Here is a 19,043-nt window from a genome sequence, read left to right on the forward strand (position 1 = left end):
GCGGGCTCCAACCTCGGCACTTAGGGAATTCCGACGGCAGGCTGTACGTTGTTCATTCGCGTACTCGATCTCTGAGAAGAAGTGAGGCTTTGAAAAGTGGCAGCTGATTACGACGAACTTCGCTCGGACGTGAAGGAGTCGCAGGAGCAGTCCCTGCAGGCATTGCAGTCGGCCAGTGCGCCGACGGCCAAGAGCGTTGTGAGGGAACTGGATGAGACCGAAGGGCTCGACGCCGAAGGGCCCGGCGGTGAAATAGTCGCGGAGGAACTCGTCGTTCACGTCGTTCCTCAGGGCAACGACGAATTCATGTGCAACTCCTGCTTCCTGGTACGTCACCGTTCCCAGATTGCGAGGACGAAAAACGGGCTCTCCTACTGTGTGGACTGCGAAGGCTGACGCTAGACGAGGAAACTGAACACCAGCGTCGCAATGCAGATCACCAGCATTCCGCTCGCGTTGACAAACAGGTTGCGGCCAAAATCCCGCGCGGCTATATGCATGCTGATGGCGGCAATGAAGTACACCACCAGCGCAATCGTTGTGATCAACCCCAAGTATGGGACCCAGATCCCCGCCACCAGCCCGACGACGGCGGCGAACTTGATCGGTGCCGCCACCCACCAGAACCGCCTGGGAAAGCGCACATCGGTGAAGCACTGCGCAATGAACGGCACCGGTTTCAGGCACAGCAGGCCGTCAACAAGCTGAATGACCGCGAGTACGACGACGGGCCACACCGGGTCTGGTAGCGCTGACATCTCAATCAACGTGGTACCGCCGTGACCAGTTGCGCAAGATCGGTGCCCGGTGCCGTGAGCCGGTCCACGGCGCGGAAGACGAACTGCTGCATGGCCGCCGCAGCGGCAGACGGACCGACGTCATTGCGTCGCGCCAGATTAACGGTCCGCGTCAGGGAGGGCTTCACCAGACGTGCGCTGCGCAAGCCTGGCCGATCAATGACCACCATTGCGGGCACCACAGCCACGCCGAGTCCGCGTTCAACAAATCGCAGGACAGCGTCCATTTCCGCCCCCTCTACCGCGATCACAGGTTCCAGGCCATTGGCGGAGAACGCTGCATCGGTGGCCACACGAAGATCGTAACTGCGGTTGAATGCCACTTGGGGAATCTGCGCCAACTCCTGCAGGGTAATCTCCTCCGCAGCCTGGGAAGCTGAGGCGGACACGACCACCAGTTCCTCGGAAAGCAGCGGGATCAACTCGGCGCCCGGTGCAGCCGCACCCTCTCCACGGGTGACAACCAGGGCAAGGTCCAATGCGCCTTCACTGAGAGCATCCATCAAAACGCGGGAACCAGCCTCCATCACATGCAGCGCCACTGAAGGGTGCGCGGCACGGAACGCGGCAAGCACATCGGCAACCAGCGAGACGCAGAGGGTAGGCGGGGCGCCAAGCCTCACACGGCCGCGGTGCAGCCCCGCCAGTTCATCCATCTGCTCGCGAGCGGTCCGGGCGTCGCCGAGCATCCGGCGGGCAAGAGGGAGCAGCAGCTCACCAGCATCGGTCAGAGCAGCGCCTGACGGTCCACGATGGAAGAGCTCAGTACCCAGATCCGTCTCAAGCGCGGCGATCTGACGGCTCAGAGATGGTTGAGCGAGATAGAGCTCCTCCGCCGCGCGGGTGAAATGCCCCACTCGTGCCACCGCTTCGAAGGAGCGTAGTTGGTCTAGTTTCACCGTCATAGCATAGGCGCATCAGATCCACTCGAACAATGCATTGGATACATTGAGCGCAAGTCCTTAGCGTGGGAAACATGAACCTTTCCGAACGACTTCTGTCCACCTCCGTCCTGGTCATTGGCACGGGCGGTGCCGGCCTTCGCGCCTCGATTGAACTCGCCGAACGCGGGGTCCAGGTGCTGGCAGTCGGCAAGCGCCGCAAGCACGACGCCCACACCACCCTGGCGGCCGGGGGGATCAATGCTGCCCTGGGCACGATGGATCCGGAGGACAGCTGGCAGCAGCACGCGGCAGACACCCTGCGCGAGTCCTACTTCCTGGCGGACCCAGCCATCGTCGAGACCGTGGCACGCAACGCGGCGCGCGGCATCGAGGACCTCGAGAAGTGGGGTATGCCGTTCGCGCGGGAGGAGGACGGGCGCATCTCCCAGCGCTTCTTCGGCGCTCATAAGCATCGCCGCACGGCCTATGCCGGCGACTACACAGGCCTGGAGATCCAGCGCACCCTGATGCGTCGGGCAGCTGAGTTGAACGTGCCCGTTATCGACACTGTCTACATCACCCGCTTGCTCGTCTCCGACGGTACGATTTTCGGCGCTTACGGGTTCGACATCGTGGACGGCACTCCCGTGCGAATCCATGCCGATGCGGTCATTCTGGCCGCAGGCGGGCACACGCGCATCTGGCGCCATACCTCCTCCAGACGCGATGAGAACACCGGTGACTCCTTCCGGCTGGCCGCGTTGGCAGGGGCACGAGTCCGCGACGCCGAACTGGTCCAGTTCCACCCTTCAGGGCTTCTGGAGCCCGACGACGCCGCCGGCACGCTGGTCTCTGAGGCGGCGCGCGGAGAGGGCGGCATTCTCACCAACGCGCTCGGTGAGCGCTTCATGGAACGCTACGATCCCGAGCGCATGGAGCTTTCCACACGGGACCGGGTTGCCCTGGCCGCATTCACAGAGACTGCCGAGGGCCGGGGGACTGAGAAGGGCGGGGTGTATCTGGACGTTTCCCACCTGCCGCAGGAGACCATCCTGGAGAAGCTGCCGCGGGTTTACCGCACCCTGATCGACCTGCAAATGCTGGACATCACCACCACGAAGATGGAGATCGCCCCCACCGCCCACTACTCGATGGGCGGGGTCCGGGTTGCACCTGAGGACCACGGGACGGGAGTGGACGGGCTGTATGCGATCGGCGAGGCATCCTCGGGCCTGCACGGCGCCAATCGTCTGGGCGGCAACTCGCTGATTGAGCTTCTCGTCTACGGGCGGATCACCGGTGAGCACGTCGCCGAGTACGTGTTGTCTCGCACCAGTGTCCGACGGGATCCTGCCGTCGTCGGGTTAGCCCGCAACGAAATGCAGTCCCTGCTGAACGGAAACGGCACCGAGTCGGTGCGGCGATTGCAGCGCGAGCTGCGCAACGTGATGACCGAGCACGCCGGTGTTGTGCGTACCGGGGAAGGGTTGCAGGAGGGGTTGAGCAAGCTCTCCGTGCTGGAAGAACGAGCCCAGAACGTCACCGCCCATCCGGACATTGCCGGGTTCGACGACCTGGCCCACGCCTTCGATCTCCTGGGATCCCTACTGGCCGCACGAGCCACCCTGGAGTGTGCCCTCGAACGTCGCGAGACCCGCGGCGCTCATAACCGCGCGGATTTCCCGGCGATGGATCCCTCCCTGCAGGGCAACTTCGTCTGGTCTCCGGGAGGCGGAGTCAGCTTCGAGGCGTTGCCCCCGGCGCCCGAGTCGTTTCGTGCTCTGGCCGAGGCCGACACCGACGACTCGGTGGCCGGCAAGCTCGTCGAGTGAGGGCGCCCGCCACCGCTTTGCGAAGCCGCCGGAGGGCGCCCGCGACGAACTACGTCAGTTTGATCTGCCGGTTCACGTCCTTGTACAACAGGTAGCGGAAGTTCGACGGTCCGCCGGCGTAGCAGGCCTGTGGGCAGAACGCGCGGAGGGACATGTAGTCACCCTCCTGGACCTCGACCCAGTCCTGGTTCAGCCGGTAAACGGCCTTGCCTTCCAGCACATACAGTCCGTGCTCCATGACGTGTGTCTCGGCGAACGGGATGACGGCGCCCGGTTCGAAGGTCACGACGTTGATGTGCATGTCGTACGCCATGTCATCAGTCGGCAGCATCCGCGTGGTGCGCCACTTATTGTCGGTGCCGGGCATGGCCCCGGGCTCGATGTCCTTCTCGTTGCCGACCCGGGCCTTGGGCGTGTGACCCGCCAATGGCTGGTAAGCCTTACGTATCCACTGGAACTTCGCCGGCTCCGGCTCCGAGTTGGAAACCTCCCACTCGGCGCCCGGCGGGATGAACGCAAAACCACCGGGGGTCAGGTCGTGCAGCTCGCCCTCAAGCTTGATGGTCAGCGCGCCCTCGAGCAGGAAAACGAAGGACTCGACGCCGGCTTCGGGCTCGGGGTCGGTGGAGCCGCCACCCTGAGACACCTCGATGAGGTACTGCGCGAACGTCGTCGCACCTCCCGCAACGGGACGGTTCAGGACCCAGGTGCGGGTGCCCGTCCACTCAGGAAGTTCGCTCACCACGATGTCGCGCAGCACGCCGCGCGGAATCACGGTGTAGGCCTCGGTGACAACGGCGCGGCCGGTCAGCAGGTCCGTCTGCGGCGGCAGGACGGATTCGGGGGCGTAGTAGGTGCTCAAGGTCAGTCCTTAGAGAGTTGTAGTGGGATGCTTCCGGGGATGCGCGAGCGCCTCCAGTTCGGAAAGGGAAATGTCGGCCAGCTCGCTGACCTCGGAGTCGGTAACAGCGCCACACAGCACACCGCGGTGTACAAACCGGGCGAGTGCGCGAGCGGTAGCAGGCTCATCCAGGATGGTGCTTTCCAATTGGTGCACGTAATTGCGCAGTCGCTGGGCCGCGGCCGGAAGGCCCTCGCGGTAGAAGGCGTAGGTTGCGATGAACCTGCTCGGCAGCTGCGCCGCGTGCAGATCCCAGCCCTGATAGTAGCCGCGTTCAAGCGATCGCCGGACCAGCCGGCCGTGCAGTTGCCAGGCAGCAGAAACGTCCGACTGCGACCCGACCGGCAGGATGTTCGTCGAACCATCGGAGAGCCGGACTCCGGTTCCTGCGACAGCCACCTGCATGACCTGCTTCGCGTAGTCTGCAGCCGGATGTTCCATGGACTGGTATTCGGCGGCGATCTGCAGCGAGTCGCTGTAGTCATACGTACCGTAATGCAGGGCTGACACCCGGCCTTCACCGCGGTGCAGCAACTGCGCCACCGGCACAGTCCCGTCGGCGCCGAGGATCAGTTGCGGCGTTTCCATCTGCACTTCGAACCGAAGCCGCCCGGACTCCAGGCCGTGCACAGCTTCAAGCCTTCGGCAGGCAAATACCATTGCTTCGACCTGCGCCACCGTGGAAACCTTGGGCAGCGTCAACACCAGCCCGTCCGGCAATGCCCCCTCCGCGAGCAGCCCACCCACGAACAGGTCCAACGTCCGCAGTGCACGACGCCGGGTTGCCTCCTCGAAGCATTTGAAGCGGATGCCGATGAACGGCGGAGCGATGCCGTCCCGCACCGCACGCGCCACCGCGATTGCCGCGCGGGAAGCCTCGGCGTCCTCTTCGTCGTCGGGCCGGTTGCCGTACCCGTCCTCGAAGTCGAGGCGCAGGTCCTCGATCGGCTCAGTGGCGAGCTTTGCGCTCACTAGCTTGGCGACGTCGTCGGACGCACCCAAGGTCGCGCACAGCGCGGCCATACCCCCGGCGCGCTCGACGGCGGCGGACGCCTCCCTGCCCCACTCGCCCGGGAGGGAGGGCTGGTAGCGATCAGCCGGCACGTAGACGGTGTGGACCGGCTGCCGGGCGCCGCTGTCGCCGGGATAGTTGCTGGCCAGCAGCGCGTCGGTGTCCGCGAGCTGCCGGTCAATGGCGGCGTGGTCATCGAAGCCGAGAGCGAATTCCACTCAGCTCACCAACTCGTAGGCGGGCAGGGTGAGGAAGTCTGTGTACTCCTCGGAAACGCAGATGTCGGCGATAAGCCGGCTGGCAGGCTCATAGAACTTCGTGAAGGCCTCATCCCCAACTTCGCCGCGCAGCTTCTCGGTCTCTTCAGAGAGGATGGTGTTCACCAGCTCGGGGGTCACCGTGTTGCCTGAGTCCGCAAGCACTGTCTTGTTCCGGAGCTGCTGCCACACCTGGGAGCGCGAGATCTCCGCCGTGGCGGCATCCTCCATGAGGTTGTGGATAGCGACTGCGCCGTTGCCGGACAACCACACCGCAACGTAAGCCACGGCGACGTAGAGGTTTGCGCGCAGACCGACCTCCGTGACGTCACCTTCGGCGGATTCGATGTCGAGCAGCTGCGCCGCCGTCACATCAACCTCTGGACGCTGCCGGTCGATCTGGTTGGGCTTCTGGCCAAGGACGGCGTCGAACACCTCCCGGCACACGGGCACCAGGTCGGGGTGGGCGACCCAGGAGCCGTCGAACCCGTCATTGGCCTCGCGGGTCTTGTCCGCACGAACCTTCTCAATGGCCTGCGCAGTGATTTCCGGTTCGCGGCGGTTCGGAATGAACGCCGCCATGCCGCCCATAGCGAAGGCGCCGCGACGGTGACAGGTCTTGACCAACAGCTCGGTGTAGGCGCGCATGAACGGCGCCGTCATTGCAACGGACGCGCGGTCCGGCAGAACAAAGGTCTCCCCGCCGTCGCGGAAGTACTTGATGATGCTGAAGAGGTAGTCCCAGCGTCCGGCGTTCAGGCCCGAGGCATGGTCGCGCAGTTCGTACAGGATCTCGTCCATCTCGAACGCGGCCGGGATGGTTTCGATGAGCACCGTGGCGCGGATCGATCCCTGCGGAACGCCTACGTAGTCCTGTGCGAAGACGAACACCTCGTTCCACAGCCGCGCCTCAAGGTGGCTCTCAAGCTTGGGTAGGTAGTAGTAGGGGCCGCTGCCGAGGTTCAGGAGCTGCTTGGCGTTGTGGAAGAAGTGGAGACCAAAGTCGACCAGCGCGCCGATGGCCGGCTCCCCGTCGATAATGATGTTCTTCTCCGGGAGGTGCCAGCCACGCGGACGGGCGACGACGACGGCGAGCGGCACGTCCGTACGCAGCGTGTACTCCTTGCCCTCAGGCGAGGTATAGCTCAGCGAGCCCCGCGCCGCCCCATACAGATTCACCTGGGAGTCGACGACGTTGTGCCAGGTCGGCGAGCTGGCATCCTCAAGGTCCGCAAGCCACACCTTCGCGCCCGAGTTCAACGCGTTGATGGCCATTTTCGCGGGCGAGGCAGGTCCGGTCATCTCGACGCGGCGGTCCTGCAGCTGTGGAGGAGCAGACGCAACGGTCCACTCACCGCTGCGCACATCGGCAGTTTCAGGCAGGAAATCCAGGCGGCCGGTTCCAGCCACTTCTTCGCGCCGCACGCTGCGGGCCGCCAGCCGCTCATCCCTGCTGTCCCTGAATCTCTGGTGCAGTTTCTCAATGAACTGGAGCGCCTCGGGGGTGAGGATGGTCTCTGCGCCCTCAATCGGCGTCGTACGGATAAGTTCGATGGACATGTCCTGCTCCTACTCTGCTGATTCTGAAGCTGAATGTTCTGCAGCCGGCGCCGCTGCCGCTGCGACGGCTGCGGCGACATCGCCAGCGACATGCGGGTCGAAAACGCTCGGGATGATGAAGCTGGCGTTAAGTTCATCATCGTCCACCCGAGCGGCGATTGCATCAGCTGCGGCAACCAGCATGTCAGGCGTGATGTCGGAGGCACCGGCGTCGAGCAGTCCACGGAAGAAGCCGGGGAAGGCGAGGACGTTGTTGATCTGGTTGGGGAAGTCGCTGCGTCCAGTGGCGACGACGGCGGCGTGGCGGGCGGCGATGACCGGGTCGATTTCGGGGTCCGGGTTGGCCATGGCGAAGACGATCGCGTTCTCCGCCATGGACGCCACCTGCTCTTCGCCGAGGATGTTCGGTCCGCTGACCCCGATGAAGACGTCCGCACCGGCCAAAGCCTCGTGCAGCGAACCGGCGAAGGCACCCTGGTTGGTGTTTTCGGCGATCCACCGGCGGTGCTCGTCGGTGTGGTTCTGGCCGCTGTGGATTGCGCCCCTGCGGTCGCACGCGACGATGTTCTTGGCACCCTGCGCCTGCAGCAGCTGGATAATTGCCGAGCCGGCGGCACCGACACCCGAGACGACGATCCGCACGTTCTCGATCTGCTTGTTCACTACGCGCAGCGCGTTGTTGAGCGCCGCGAGGGTCACAATAGCGGTGCCGTGCTGGTCGTCATGGAAGACCGGAATGTCGAGCTCTTCGCGCAGCCTGTTCTCGATCTCGAAGCAGCGCGGAGCTGCGATGTCCTCAAGGTTCACGCCGCCGTAAACCGGCGCGAGGGCCTTGACGATGCTGATGATCTCCTCGGTGTCCTGGGTGTCCAGGCAGACCGGCCAGGCGTCCACGTTTGCGAACTGCTTGAACAGTGCGGCCTTGCCCTCCATGACCGGCAGCGCTGCGGCCGGACCGATGTTGCCCAGGCCGAGCACGGCCGAGCCGTCGGTGACCACGGCGATGGTGTTGCGCTTGACCGTGAGGCGGCGGGCGTCGTCGGGATTCTCCGCAATCGCCAGGCAGACGCGGGCGACGCCGGGAGTGTAGGCGCGGGAGAGGTCGTCACGGTTGCGGAGGGCAACCTTGGGGACGATTTCGAGCTTGCCGCCGAGGTGCATGAGGAACGTACGGTCGCTCAGGTTCTTGACGCGGACGCCGTCGAGAGCGTTCAGTGCATCCCGTACCTGCTCGCCGTGGGCGGCGTCGGTGGTGTTGCAGCTTACGTCCACAACGATGCTGTCGTGGTGCGACTCGGTGACGTCAAGCGCGGTAATGGAGGCTCCGGTGGAACCGACTGCGGCAGCGAGTTCGGCGGTAGCGGTAAAGCTCGACGGCGCCTGGACGCGGAGGGTGATTGAGTAGCCGGGGCTGGGACTCGCCATTGATGATCCTCACTGATTGGGCCTTGCGCGGCCGTTCTGCATCTTCCGTATTATGGATATTATTATCTGTCAGATGGAATTACAAGCTTGGTTCGCCGATAGTTTCCGTCTGATGGAATTGCGGTATCGTTGAGAGACCGCTACGGCTGCACTGGCACCGCGCGGAACACTTACGACGTAAAGGGGATCCAGATGGCCGAGAAAGTAGCAGCGGGCGGTGTCCAGTCCGTTGAGCGCGTGTTCGAGCTGTTGGAACTCATCACCGACGCCGGCGGAGAAGTGACGCTCAGCGAACTCTCCTCCTCCACGGATCTCCCGCTGCCTACCATCCACCGGCTGCTGCGGACACTTGTCATGAAGGGCTATGCCCGGCAGCTGCCCAACCGTCGTTATGCCCTGGGGCCGCGCTTGATTCGCCTGGGTGAAGGCGCCAACAAGCAGCTCGGCGCACTGGCACGCCCGCAGCTCAAGATGCTGGTGGACCGGCTGGGCGAGACCTCCAACATGGCGGTGCTGGACTCGGACATGGTGGTGTACATCGCGCAGGTGCCCTCGCCGCACTCAATGCGGATGTTCACGGAGGTGGGCCGTCGCGCACACACCCATGACACCGGCGTCGGGAAGGCCATCCTTGCGCAACTGGATAACGACGCCGTGCGCACCATAGTGACCCGGGCCGGCATGCCGACTCCCACGGACAAGAGCATCAGCTCAGTCGATCAACTGCTCGAGGAGCTGGAGCACATCCGCGTGCGCGGCTACTCAATCGACGAGCAGGAACAGGAACTGGGCGTGCGCTGCTTTGCCATGGCTGTTCCTAACGCGCCAACTCCCACCGCTATCTCGGTCTCCGGGCCGGTATCCCGCGTGGATGAGGGATTCGCGAACAAGGCCGTGCCATTGCTGCGTTCCGCGGCACAGGCGATCTCGGATGACCTGAACCTGGCGAGCTAGCCTTCCTTGCCTGGCGCTGTCCTTTCTAGGAAACGCCCGGTGAGGACAAACCGGCGCAGGTCCAAGATGGTGACAGCCAGAAGGACCGCTCCGAGCACAGTGAACATCCAAAACCAGAGCGGTTCCAGGGACAGCTGCCAGCCAGCGATGAACGGAATGAGGTAACTGGCGAAAATGAGCTGCTCGGCGAGCTTCTTGCGCAGTTGAACGGCCGCTGCGCGAGCAACCTGGGGCTGTTCAGGATGTAACTGGATCCTGCCAAAGATCTGGCGCCGCACGGCCCTGCGCTGGGGGCGGTCCAGGAGCGAAAGCACGTCCGGATCGTAGGGGATAACTGCGGTGCGAACGCGCTTGATGAGGTAGATCCAGGACACTCCCATCACGGCCACTGCGGCAAAGAGAAAAGCGGGTTGAAGTGAATCGACCGTGCGCGGACCAGGTACAAGCATCGACGTGAACAAGATGCTCAGAGGGAGTAGGACAGCTACGCTGAGGGGCCACCAGATCAGGTAGTAGTTTCGCAGTACCCGACCCAAGCCCAGGTCCTTCACCTCGGCGCTGTAATACTCAACAGCGGGCCACCGGTTCCATGGATCCGCCATGGCACTGTTCTCAGTTCTCAAGCGCCACCTCCGCCGTCCCGTCGGCTGTCCGCTCAAGGAAACGACCGGCCAGGATGAAGCGGCGCAGTTGGAACAGTGCGCTGATGATCATGCTCAAACCCGCCGCACCAATGAGCCAGACCCAAAACGAATCAGTTATCAGCTGCGGCGAAAGAATGAGCGGAATCAAGTACGGCACGATCACCAGCTGGTCGGCGGACTTCTTGCGCAGTTGAACCGCCCCCGCCCGTGTAACGGCAAGGTGTCCGGGCACAAGCGGCTCCCTCCCCAGGACCTGGCTGACCAGGCTCTTCCGCTGTGGGTTCTCGAACAGCGCGAGCACATCCGGCTCGTAGGGCACAACGGCAGTGTTGATGCGCTTCGCCCGGTAGACAAAGGCCGCAATCATCAAGCCCAGTCCCGCTGCAAAGAAGCCGAGCTGGAGATGGATCCGATCGACCGGTCCGGGCGAGAGTAGAAAGCCGATCCCAAAGCCGAGCGGCAACAGAACTGCGAGGCCGATTGGCAGGAGGATCAGGTAGTAGTTCCGCAGCGCCCGCCCCAGCCCGAGGTCCTTGACCTCAGCACTGTAGTGGGCCGCCATCTGCCACCGGTTGAGCGGATCGACCACGGCTTCGTCGTTGTTCCCCATGCTTCGCTACCCCCACCTAGCTGACTGGTCCACTTCCATGGTAGCGCGACCTGTAGCACGAAAAGTGATCGAATGTGATTATAAAAGTCATTTATCGATCGGGTCTTGACATTTTTTGCCTAGTCAGGTGGGGTTGTGATGTACCTAACAGCGCGAAGGGGCGTCGTTTCCTCAAGCGCTCAAGCTTCTTGAAGGGAAATTAACATGGTTGAACTACCCGACGCTTCTCGACGAATGGTGCTTGGGGGAGCACTCGCGGGTGGTGTCATCGCCGCTACCGCACAGTCCGCTCTTGCGAAGGGGCCCGGAAAGCGGCCTAAGACGCAAAAATCAATGACCAATGTGCCGTTCGAGGTGCATGAGACGGTTCGGATCGGGCTGATCGGCCTGGGTAACCGCGGTGGAGGCATGCTTCTCGGCTGGGGAGATGTTCCCGGTGCGGTGGTGACCGCCGTGTGCGACATCCGAGCTGACCGCGCCAAGCGCTCAGCCGACCGGCTCGTTGCAGACGGAAAACCGCGCCCATTGGAGTTCGGTGGTTCGGCTGACTCCTACAAGGAACTGCTGAAGCGCGATGACATTGACCTTGTCTACATTGCCACGCCGTGGGAGTTCCACTACGAGCAGGGCAAAGCTGCCCTCGAATCCGGCAAGCACGTTTCGGTTGAACTTCCCATCGCCACCGAACTGGATGAACTGTGGGACCTGGTTGATACCTCGGAGCGCACCGGCAAGCACCTGATGCTGGCGGAGAACTGCAGCTACGGCCGCAACGAACTGGCGATGCTGAAGATGGCGCACGAGGGCATGTTCGGTGAGATCACCAACGGCCATGGCGGGTACCTGCATGACCTCCGCTCGCTCCTGTTTTCGGATTCTTACTACACCGATGCCTGGCGTCGTAAGTGGCACACCCGCAGCACGGCAAGCTTTTACCCTATGCACGGACTGGCGCCTATCGCGGCGGCGATGGACATCAACCGTGGCGACCGGTTCACCACCTTGCAGGCAACAGCCACCGCGCCGAAGGGCCTGGCTGATTACCGTGCCCGGTACGTGCCCAAGGACCACCCGTCGTGGCAGGAGGAATACATCAACGGCGATCTGGTCACCTGCCTCATCAACACCGACCGTGGACGTGTTATTCGTGCCGAGCACGACGTAAGCTCTCCCCGCCCGTACTCGCGGATCAACTCCATTGCGGGCAGCCGCGGCATCTTCGAGGACTACAACGCCCGCGTTTACCTTGAACCGGACCACAGCGGACACGCCTGGGCCAACTGGGCTCCGTACCGCGACGAGTTCGACCACTGGATCTGGAAGAAGGTGGGCGAGGACGCCGCCAATGCAGGACACGGCGGCATTGACTACTTGCTGCAGTGGCGTACCGTACAGACGATGCGTGCCGGCCTGGTCCCCGATATCGACGTATACGACTCCGCGGCATGGTGCTCCCCCGTGCCGCTGAGCGTCATGTCGCTCGCAGATGGCGGCAAGCCCGTCGAAGTTCCCGACTTCACACGCGGTGAATGGGCGAAGCTTCGGCTTGGCCTCGATTCCCGCGAATCCGACATGCCGCCCGTGGCCTAACCCGGAAAGGACAACAGATCTCAATGAAGAACATCACTCGCACCCTTCTGGCGGTTCTCTTCGCCTTCACACTCGCGCTCGTTCCTTTCACGGCGAACGCCCAGACCGACGCACAGGCAGAGGCCGCCAGCGTCGAACTCACCATCTCCGAGGTGAACCTGGACGGTCCGTCCATCGAAGATGTCACCGTGACGGTCACCAACGGAACCGGCGAACCGGTCAAGAAGGGTGAAGTCACCTTCTCCGGACCGATCAACTGGACTGTCTATCCCGACACCCAGAAGGTCAAGGCCATCCGTCCCGGGGCTTCCGCTGAAGTCACCTTCCAGATCCGTGTCCCGGAGCAGCGGGACGATTTCCTTGAGCGCATCTTCACGGCAACCGTCACGTATGAGGGTGGCGACGGCACCGGAACAGCGAGCGTTGAACGCAAGCAGCAATCCGGAACGCCGCCTACGGTCCCGACCGGCACCGTCTTTGCCAGCGACTTCGACTGGCAGGAAGCGACCAACGGCTACGGATCCATCGGGCGCGACCTTTCGAACAGCGGGGGTCCCATTAAACTGAATGGACAGACCTTCGAAAAGGGTCTGGGCGTACATGCTGCGAGCGACATCCGTTACTACACGGGCGGCAAGTGCACCTCATTCACTGCCAAAGTGGGCGTGGACGATTACCAGGCCACGCTTGGGTCCATCAGCTTCTCCGTCCTCGCCGATGGCGAGGAACTCGTCAAGACTCCGGTGATGGGGGCGACTACCGAGACGGCAACGATCGACGTCGACATCTCCGGGGCCACCTACGTGACCCTTTCTGTCGACGACGGCGGCGACGGCATCAACTACGACCACGGCGACTGGGCTGACGCGAAGTTCACCTGCGCCGGCTAAGTTCCACCGTGCCAACTGTGCCCCCTGCGGAGCCTCGCTCTGCAGGGGGCACAGTCGCGTCCAGGTGAAACCGTCATTGATTGTCGTGGCGCCCGTGTCAGGGCCACCCAGTAGAGTGCCCACATGGATGACAAAGAGGTTCTACACCGCTACCTGCGCCGCCGTCGGGAGGATCTGCTCGCCAAACTTAACGGCTTGAGCGATTACGACGCCCGCCGCCCCCTCACACCCACCGGCACCAATCTGCTGGGGCTGGTGAAGCACGTCGCGAGCGTGGAATTGGGCTACTTCGGCGAGGTTTTCGGCCGGTCCAGCGGCAGAGACCTACCCTGGTTCGACGACGACGCCGCCCCCGAGGCCGATCTCTGGCTCACCGCCGAGGAAACCCGTGAAGACATTATTGAACTGCACCACTTCTCGGCAGCCCACACGGATGCAACGATCGCGGCCCTACCGCTCGACGCCGTCGGCGAGGTGCCTTGGTGGTCAGAAGAACGACGCCGGGTAACGCTTCAGCAGATTCTCGTACATATGTGCGTGGAGACCGCCCAGCATGTGGGTCACGCTGACATTCTGCGTGAACTGCTCGACGGCGCTACCGGACGCGGCCCGGAAGATCCGAACATGCCCCAGCGCACTGCCGAGGAGTGGGCACAGCATTGGGAACGCGTTGAAACCGCTGCCCGTCGGGCCACCGCCACTCCTCCTACCGATTAAAGGACCACTGCACGCCGAACGCACGGTTGAGCGCGTACTGGGCGACACCGAAGGCTTCCCGCGGCGGATGCGCATAAACAACGCTGGGTGTGCGCGCCGCCATCGCGGGATTGGCGTTCAGCTCTTTCTGCACGGCGGCGAGGAACGCCGACCCCAATCGTGGAGCATCTCCTCCCAGAACTACCTGCTGGATATCGAGCGCTGCGCATATCAACCGCAGCGCCCTCGCCAAGGCAACAGCCCCAGCTTCGAGCCGTTCGACGGCGGAGGGGTCCGCAGCCAACGCGGAAATCTCATCACTGGTCAGTTCCTCAGAGTAAGCGGGGCCAAGCATCGCACGCATGGAGGCGACTGATTCAAGGCAACCGGCAACCCCGCACAGGCAGGCTGGTTCCGATGCTTCGTAATCGACTCTGACATGGCCAATTTCGCCGGCCCGGCCGGAAAGTCCACTCAACAGCAGGCCGCGGGAGACGATTGCGGCACCCAAACCGCCGCCCATGTGCACAAAGTACAAAGTCGCTGCGGCATTCGGGTGATAAGCGCCCTCAACCATCGCTTCAGCATCAGCATCGTTGACAACAAAAGTCGGCACCCCGGTAGCGGCCTCGATCAGATACGCCAATGGAACGTTGTGCCAGTCCAACTGGACACTTTCCAGTACTGTTCCCTCATCCTGGGCACCCGGGACCTGAAGCCCGACCACACCGATCTTCCGCTCGGTGTTCGAGATGAAGGTTGACACAAAGTGCACGAGGTCTTCCGGAGCGACGTTTCGATCGAATTCCCTGGATTCGGTCGATTCGACTTCACCACCGAGCGTGAATAGCGCCGCGCGGAAGCGCCGCGGCCGAACCGTTACGGTGAGAATGCCGTGGACCGACCGATCAACCTTCAACGTGGTGGCCGGTTTGCCACCGGTACTTTCTGCCTGCTCACCGTCAAGCACAAGGCCGTCGTCAATCAGTTCCTTGAGGATTGTCGACACCGTCGACGGATTCAGTCCGGTGTTCCGGGCAATCTTGGCGCGGGTTGCACTACCCTCCTGGTCCACGATCTGCTGAAATGCCATGACGCGATGGGCTTTGCGGATCTCCCGTTGGACCGCATAAGTGCGCTCGAGAAGCTGAGCGCCACCAGGTTGAAGGTCCGGAGATGTCACCGACATAGCTCACACCTCCCGGATGATGGATCTTGCTGCCTTGGAGTCGACGTGGGGAGCCGTCATGCTTCATTGGCCCACGGGACATAGTCAGGAATAGGACCACAGTACTCGCTCGTCCAAAATCAGGTGAGAACCCACCCAAACCTGCTCATACTTGCACTTAATATTCCTTCTTGCATCATAAATAGTCAGAAATAAGGTTGACTGCCTGCCGCGCGGTGGACACTATGGAGTTACAAGTTAGTTGTGTCACAGGACAAAGCCCCATCCGCACGAGTCAACAATGGAGTTCTCATGGCCCATCCCATACCCATTCGATCCGCCCACCCTTCACCGGGCGGCATTAGACGGTGGGTCACTACCGCAACCGCGGCGGCCGTTATGGCCGGAAGTTTCGGCTCCATTGCACCGGCAAGCGCTGATGAACCGGCTGATGCAGTGAATGCAAAGCCTGTTGTCGTCCCATCTCTGCACGAATGGACTGGCGGCACCGGAGACCTCGTCCTCTCCAACGAAAGCCGCATCGTCGTCGACGCGGGCCTTGAGCAGATCGGTGAGGAGTTCGCTGGCGATCTGTCGGAGATGACCGGCCTGGATCTTGCCGTCGTGTCGGGCGAGAGCGCAGCAGGGGACATCACGCTTGACCTGGCCCCGGAGGACCAGCATGCCGCCGGTGGCGAACGGTACGCCGAAGAAGGCTACCGGCTGATCACGGATACCGATGTCACCATCAGCGCGCCGACCGAAACCGGTGTGTACTACGGGACCCGGAGCCTGCTGCAGATTCTGATGCAGTCAGAGGGACGCAACGACGTCCCCGTCGGCACTGCGGTGGACTGGCCGGACTATGAAGAGCGCGGTTTTATGCTCGACGTGGGACGGCGCTTCTTCACCCCCGAATTCATCCGTGACTACATCGAGATGATGAGCTACTACAAACTCAACCGGTTCCAGATCCACCTGAACGACAACGAAATACATCCCGAGAACAACGACTTCACCAAGGCCTACACCGGATTCCGGTTGAAGACCGACAATGCGGAGTTTGCGGGCCTCGCGTCCACCGACGGAGCGTATGACCGCGCCGATTGGGACAGCTTCGAGGACACAGCGGCAACCCGCGGAGTGCTCCTCGTGCCGGAGATCGATGTACCTGCTCACTCAGCCGCCATCGTCAACTGGAAGCGAGAGATCGGGCTCAACGGCGGCAACTCGGACATGCTGGACTTGAGCAAGCCGGAAACAATTGAAACCGTGAAGGACATCTTCAACGAGTTCGCCCCGTGGTTCCGCGGTTCGGATCTGCACTTCGGCGCCGACGAGTACACCCGCGAACACAGCGACGTCTACCGCGACTTCTACAACACCATGGCCGAGCACATCCGCGGACTCGGCAAGCAGCCCGTCGCTTGGGGAAGCGCCACAGTAATGAGTGGCGGCCTCGAGGGTTATGACAAGGACGTGATCATCAACTCCTGGAACAATGGTTGGTACGGACTCGACACAGCTGAAGCCGATGGTGTGGAGTTCATCAACACCAATGACGCAACCCTGTATGTGGTGCCGTTTGCGAATTACTACCACGGCAACGGACTAAACAACCAGTCGCTCTACCAGAACTGGACTCCAAACGAAGCCGGCAATCAAACGGTTGGCGCATCCTCGGTTCTCGGTGCCCAGTTCGCTGTCTGGAATGACCTGGTGCACGAGGAATACACCGAAATGGATGTGCACGGTCTGGTCGAGAAGAGCTTCCCGACCATCGCCCAGAAGACCTGGGCAGCCGTCGATCCCGAGCGCACATACGCTCAATTCACCAGCACCATCCAAACCATCGGCATGGGGCCGGGGCTGACGCTGATTGATGAGAAGAGCGTTCCCGCGGTTCCGGGCGAGATTTCGAACGGTGCTGATGTGTCCGCAACGGCATCCGCTGAAGGGTACCCGGTGTCGAACCTCACCGACGGGCAGTCGCTGACCCGGTGGGAATCCGGAACACCGGATGCCAGCGATGTGACCATCGACCTCGGCGAGGCCAAGCAGGTCGGCGGAGTACACGCAGACTGGGCGCAGAACGCTCCCACCGGTTACGGCGTCGAGACCTCGGTTGACGGCGTGTTCTGGAACAGGGTTGTCCAGCACGAGGTCGACGGCGCGGGTGCAGACCAGGTCACGTTCGACACTCGGGAAGCCCGATACATCAGGCTGACCGGACTCACCCCCGCCAATCCGGAAGGCGCAGGCGTCGGCGCGTGGAGCCTGAGCCTCCTCGGCCCGGAGAACCTTGCCGTCGGCTCAACCGCCACCGCATCGGGTGTGGAAGCAGCCAGCTTCCCGGCCGCACTTGCCGTGGACGGCAGTGAGCAGACCCGCTGGTCAGCCAACTACGACGGCCAGCGGTGGATTGCCACCGACCTTGGTTCGGAGCAGCCCCTGAACCAGGTCACCCTGAAGTGGGAGGCAGCGTCGGCGAAGGACTACACGGTTTCGGTGTCGGATAACGGCACGGACTGGACCGTCGTGTCCGCCCAGACCGGTAAGGCTGCCGGCGCCCGTACCGACATCGTCGATTTCGGTACGGTGAGCGCCCGCCACGTTCGGGTGGATATCCAGGCCTCCACCCTTGGTATCTATCTCTCGCTGTATGAACTCGAGGTCCGGAACACGGCGTTGACCGCGCTGAATGTCACCGGTTCCCTTGAGGGCACCCCAAACGAGGACGGTCAGTACGGCACTCCGCCGGTCCTGACCCTCGCAGCCAGCGGTGCCGCCGCAGCAGACGCGACCATTGAGTACGCGGTCCAGGCTGAAGGCACCGACGAGCTGAACTGGGTCGCCTACACCGAACCGGTCGCACTCGAAGGCAACGGCACCACCACGGTCCACGCCCGTGCAACCGCCGGAGACGAAACCTCCGAGGGCTACCTCGAGGTCAACCTGGAGACCGGCTCGCAGGAGCCCGGGTTCATCCCCGAGGCACCAGGGAAGAAGGACCTGAACAGGGACAACGAAGCCAGCTTCGGCGCCCCGCGCGGGCCCGTGGCAGCCGGTGAGGACATCACCCTCACCACACCCACGGCCGACACCTGGTACTTCGTCTACGCCGATTCCACCCCCGTCGGCTGGCTCCTGTCGGATGCCGACGCCGGAATCACCTTCCAGTGGCCAGTGGACCTCAAGAACGGAGCCAAGCAGATCTCCCTGACCAACGCCAACGGCGAACTCCTCGGCTGGGACCGCGTCATCAAGAAGAGCGGACCAGCCAAGCCGTAACAACCACAGCAACACAACCAACGGCGGCGGAACCCCTCTACGTAGGGGCTCCGCCGCCGTTGGTTGTACCGACTCAGTCCCGAAACAGGCAGAACGGGTGCCCGGCAGGGTCGAAGTACACCCGCACACCTTCCTGCGGCTGGAATTCAGCCAGCTCTGCGCCGAGAGCCAGGGCGTGAGCGCCGGCAGCATCCAGGTCGTCAACGTAGATGTCCAGGTGCATCATCATCGGATGGTCACCATCACCTGCAGGCCACACTGGGCGCACGTAGCGCGGCTCCGTTTGGAAAGACAGCGCCGCACCGCCGTCGGGCGCTTTGAGCATCACCCAGTCGTCGTCGTCGGATTTCGCTTCCCAGCCGAGCAGTTGCTGATAGAAGTCGGCAAGCTCGCGGGCGTCGGGTGAATCGAGCACTGTTGCTGAGAGCTGCAGCTTCATGAATCCTCCAATGGATTGAACGTGTGGGCTTCAGTCTTACGCCAACCGGCCGCGGCTGGAAAGAGGTGCATGTATTCTGTCAACGCTGGCCGA

The 19,043-nt window shown here is 62.9% G+C and carries 17 protein-coding genes; 7 read left to right on the forward strand and 10 right to left on the reverse strand.

Translation table 11 applies throughout. The annotated features are described in order from the left end of the window. Nucleotides 1–96 precede the first annotated feature (96 nt). A complete protein-coding gene (locus tag BJ994_RS15480) occupies nucleotides 97–396 on the forward strand; it encodes a DUF4193 family protein (protein ID WP_167995323.1) in 300 nt (99 codons plus the stop codon). Nucleotides 397–398: 2 nt separating this feature from the next. Here BJ994_RS15480 and BJ994_RS15485 read toward each other — a convergent pair whose 3' ends face one another. Next, on the reverse strand, nucleotides 399–758 hold the full coding sequence (locus BJ994_RS15485; protein ID WP_167995324.1) for a DoxX family protein: 360 nt from the start codon (nucleotides 756–758) through the stop codon (nucleotides 399–401). A gap of 5 nt (nucleotides 759–763) precedes the next feature. Beyond that, a complete protein-coding gene (locus tag BJ994_RS15490; protein WP_167995325.1) occupies nucleotides 764–1,702 on the reverse strand; it encodes a LysR family transcriptional regulator in 939 nt (312 codons plus the stop codon). Between the two features lie 71 nt (nucleotides 1,703–1,773). Between BJ994_RS15490 and BJ994_RS15495 the strand changes: the two genes are divergently transcribed. Further along, nucleotides 1,774–3,513, forward strand: a complete 1,740-nt coding sequence (locus BJ994_RS15495) for an L-aspartate oxidase (protein WP_167995326.1) — start codon at nucleotides 1,774–1,776, stop codon at nucleotides 3,511–3,513. Between the two features lie 49 nt (nucleotides 3,514–3,562). On the opposite strand, the gene BJ994_RS15500 is transcribed toward BJ994_RS15495, so the two are convergent. The 4 genes from BJ994_RS15500 to BJ994_RS15515 are packed head-to-tail and all read right to left on the reverse strand — an operon-like array spanning nucleotide 3,563 to nucleotide 8,668. Further along, entirely contained in the window at nucleotides 3,563–4,375 is an 813-nt protein-coding gene (locus BJ994_RS15500) for a bifunctional allantoicase/(S)-ureidoglycine aminohydrolase (RefSeq protein WP_209066917.1), read from the reverse strand. A gap of 9 nt (nucleotides 4,376–4,384) precedes the next feature. After that, on the reverse strand, nucleotides 4,385–5,644 hold the full coding sequence (locus BJ994_RS15505) for a DUF6986 family protein (protein WP_167995327.1): 1,260 nt from the start codon (nucleotides 5,642–5,644) through the stop codon (nucleotides 4,385–4,387). Next, a complete protein-coding gene (aceB, locus tag BJ994_RS15510; RefSeq protein WP_167995328.1) occupies nucleotides 5,645–7,243 on the reverse strand; it encodes a malate synthase A in 1,599 nt (532 codons plus the stop codon). 9 nt (nucleotides 7,244–7,252) lie between these two features. Further along, nucleotides 7,253–8,668: an NAD-dependent malic enzyme gene (locus tag BJ994_RS15515; protein WP_167995329.1), complete on the reverse strand. Its 1,416-nt coding sequence runs from the start codon at nucleotides 8,666–8,668 to the stop codon at nucleotides 7,253–7,255. Nucleotides 8,669–8,860: 192 nt separating this feature from the next. Between BJ994_RS15515 and BJ994_RS15520 the strand changes: the two genes are divergently transcribed. Then, on the forward strand, nucleotides 8,861–9,622 hold the full coding sequence (locus BJ994_RS15520; protein WP_167995330.1) for an IclR family transcriptional regulator: 762 nt from the start codon (nucleotides 8,861–8,863) through the stop codon (nucleotides 9,620–9,622). Here the strand turns inward: BJ994_RS15520 and BJ994_RS15525 are convergent. Both BJ994_RS15525 and BJ994_RS15530 read right to left on the reverse strand, forming a co-directional pair. Next, nucleotides 9,619–10,224 (reverse strand): hypothetical protein, encoded by a 606-nt coding sequence (locus BJ994_RS15525; RefSeq protein ID WP_209066919.1) that lies wholly within the window; start codon nucleotides 10,222–10,224, stop codon nucleotides 9,619–9,621. The genes BJ994_RS15520 and BJ994_RS15525 overlap by 4 nt on opposite strands. A 10-nt stretch (nucleotides 10,225–10,234) precedes the next feature. After that, the gene (locus BJ994_RS15530; protein ID WP_167995332.1) at nucleotides 10,235–10,876 is read right to left on the reverse strand and encodes a hypothetical protein; all 642 of its coding nucleotides are present in this window, start codon (nucleotides 10,874–10,876) and stop codon (nucleotides 10,235–10,237) included. A gap of 204 nt (nucleotides 10,877–11,080) precedes the next feature. Here BJ994_RS15530 and BJ994_RS15535 point away from each other — a divergent pair, with 204 nt between their 5' ends. From BJ994_RS15535 to BJ994_RS15545, 3 genes are all read left to right on the forward strand, one after another. Continuing rightward, a complete protein-coding gene (locus tag BJ994_RS15535; protein ID WP_167995333.1) occupies nucleotides 11,081–12,466 on the forward strand; it encodes a Gfo/Idh/MocA family protein in 1,386 nt (461 codons plus the stop codon). Between the two features lie 23 nt (nucleotides 12,467–12,489). Next, the gene (locus BJ994_RS15540; protein WP_167995334.1) at nucleotides 12,490–13,356 is read left to right on the forward strand and encodes an NPCBM/NEW2 domain-containing protein; all 867 of its coding nucleotides are present in this window, start codon (nucleotides 12,490–12,492) and stop codon (nucleotides 13,354–13,356) included. Between the two features lie 123 nt (nucleotides 13,357–13,479). Further along, nucleotides 13,480–14,073: a DinB family protein gene (locus tag BJ994_RS15545; protein ID WP_167995335.1), complete on the forward strand. Its 594-nt coding sequence runs from the start codon at nucleotides 13,480–13,482 to the stop codon at nucleotides 14,071–14,073. Here BJ994_RS15545 and BJ994_RS15550 read toward each other — a convergent pair. After that, a complete protein-coding gene (locus tag BJ994_RS15550) occupies nucleotides 14,063–15,241 on the reverse strand; it encodes an ROK family transcriptional regulator (RefSeq protein ID WP_209066921.1) in 1,179 nt (392 codons plus the stop codon). The genes BJ994_RS15545 and BJ994_RS15550 overlap by 11 nt on opposite strands. Nucleotides 15,242–15,532: 291 nt before the next feature. Here BJ994_RS15550 and BJ994_RS15555 point away from each other — a divergent pair, with 291 nt between their 5' ends. Next, complete coding sequence (locus tag BJ994_RS15555; protein ID WP_167995337.1) at nucleotides 15,533–18,511, forward strand: discoidin domain-containing protein; 2,979 nt, start codon at nucleotides 15,533–15,535, stop codon at nucleotides 18,509–18,511. A 73-nt stretch (nucleotides 18,512–18,584) separates the two neighbouring features. Here BJ994_RS15555 and BJ994_RS15560 read toward each other — a convergent pair whose 3' ends face one another. Further along, nucleotides 18,585–18,950 (reverse strand): VOC family protein, encoded by a 366-nt coding sequence (locus BJ994_RS15560; protein ID WP_167995338.1) that lies wholly within the window; start codon nucleotides 18,948–18,950, stop codon nucleotides 18,585–18,587. Nucleotides 18,951–19,043 lie beyond the last annotated feature (93 nt).

The organism is Arthrobacter pigmenti (assembly GCF_011927905.1).
Taxonomy (GTDB): Bacteria; Actinomycetota; Actinomycetes; order Actinomycetales; family Micrococcaceae; genus Arthrobacter_D; species Arthrobacter_D pigmenti.

Excerpts from the sequence above, each read along its gene's own strand:
- BJ994_RS15485 (WP_167995324.1), bottom strand. The coding sequence starts at position 758 with ATGTCAGCGCTACCAGACCCGGTGTGGCCCGTCGTCGTACTCGCGGTC.
- BJ994_RS15490 (WP_167995325.1), bottom strand. The coding sequence starts at position 1,702 with ATGACGGTGAAACTAGACCAACTACGCTCCTTCGAAGCGGTGGCACGA.
- BJ994_RS15495 (WP_167995326.1), top strand. The coding sequence starts at position 1,774 with ATGAACCTTTCCGAACGACTTCTGTCCACCTCCGTCCTGGTCATTGGC.
- aceB (WP_167995328.1), bottom strand. The coding sequence starts at position 7,243 with ATGTCCATCGAACTTATCCGTACGACGCCGATTGAGGGCGCAGAGACC.
- BJ994_RS15515 (WP_167995329.1), bottom strand. The coding sequence starts at position 8,668 with ATGGCGAGTCCCAGCCCCGGCTACTCAATCACCCTCCGCGTCCAGGCG.
- BJ994_RS15520 (WP_167995330.1), top strand. The coding sequence starts at position 8,861 with ATGGCCGAGAAAGTAGCAGCGGGCGGTGTCCAGTCCGTTGAGCGCGTG.
- BJ994_RS15525 (WP_209066919.1), bottom strand. The coding sequence starts at position 10,224 with ATGGCGGATCCATGGAACCGGTGGCCCGCTGTTGAGTATTACAGCGCC.
- BJ994_RS15530 (WP_167995332.1), bottom strand. The coding sequence starts at position 10,876 with ATGGGGAACAACGACGAAGCCGTGGTCGATCCGCTCAACCGGTGGCAG.
- BJ994_RS15535 (WP_167995333.1), top strand. The coding sequence starts at position 11,081 with ATGGTTGAACTACCCGACGCTTCTCGACGAATGGTGCTTGGGGGAGCA.
- BJ994_RS15540 (WP_167995334.1), top strand. The coding sequence starts at position 12,490 with ATGAAGAACATCACTCGCACCCTTCTGGCGGTTCTCTTCGCCTTCACA.
- BJ994_RS15545 (WP_167995335.1), top strand. The coding sequence starts at position 13,480 with ATGGATGACAAAGAGGTTCTACACCGCTACCTGCGCCGCCGTCGGGAG.
- BJ994_RS15550 (WP_209066921.1), bottom strand. The coding sequence starts at position 15,241 with ATGTCGGTGACATCTCCGGACCTTCAACCTGGTGGCGCTCAGCTTCTC.
- BJ994_RS15555 (WP_167995337.1), top strand. The coding sequence starts at position 15,533 with ATGGCCCATCCCATACCCATTCGATCCGCCCACCCTTCACCGGGCGGC.
- BJ994_RS15560 (WP_167995338.1), bottom strand. The coding sequence starts at position 18,950 with ATGAAGCTGCAGCTCTCAGCAACAGTGCTCGATTCACCCGACGCCCGC.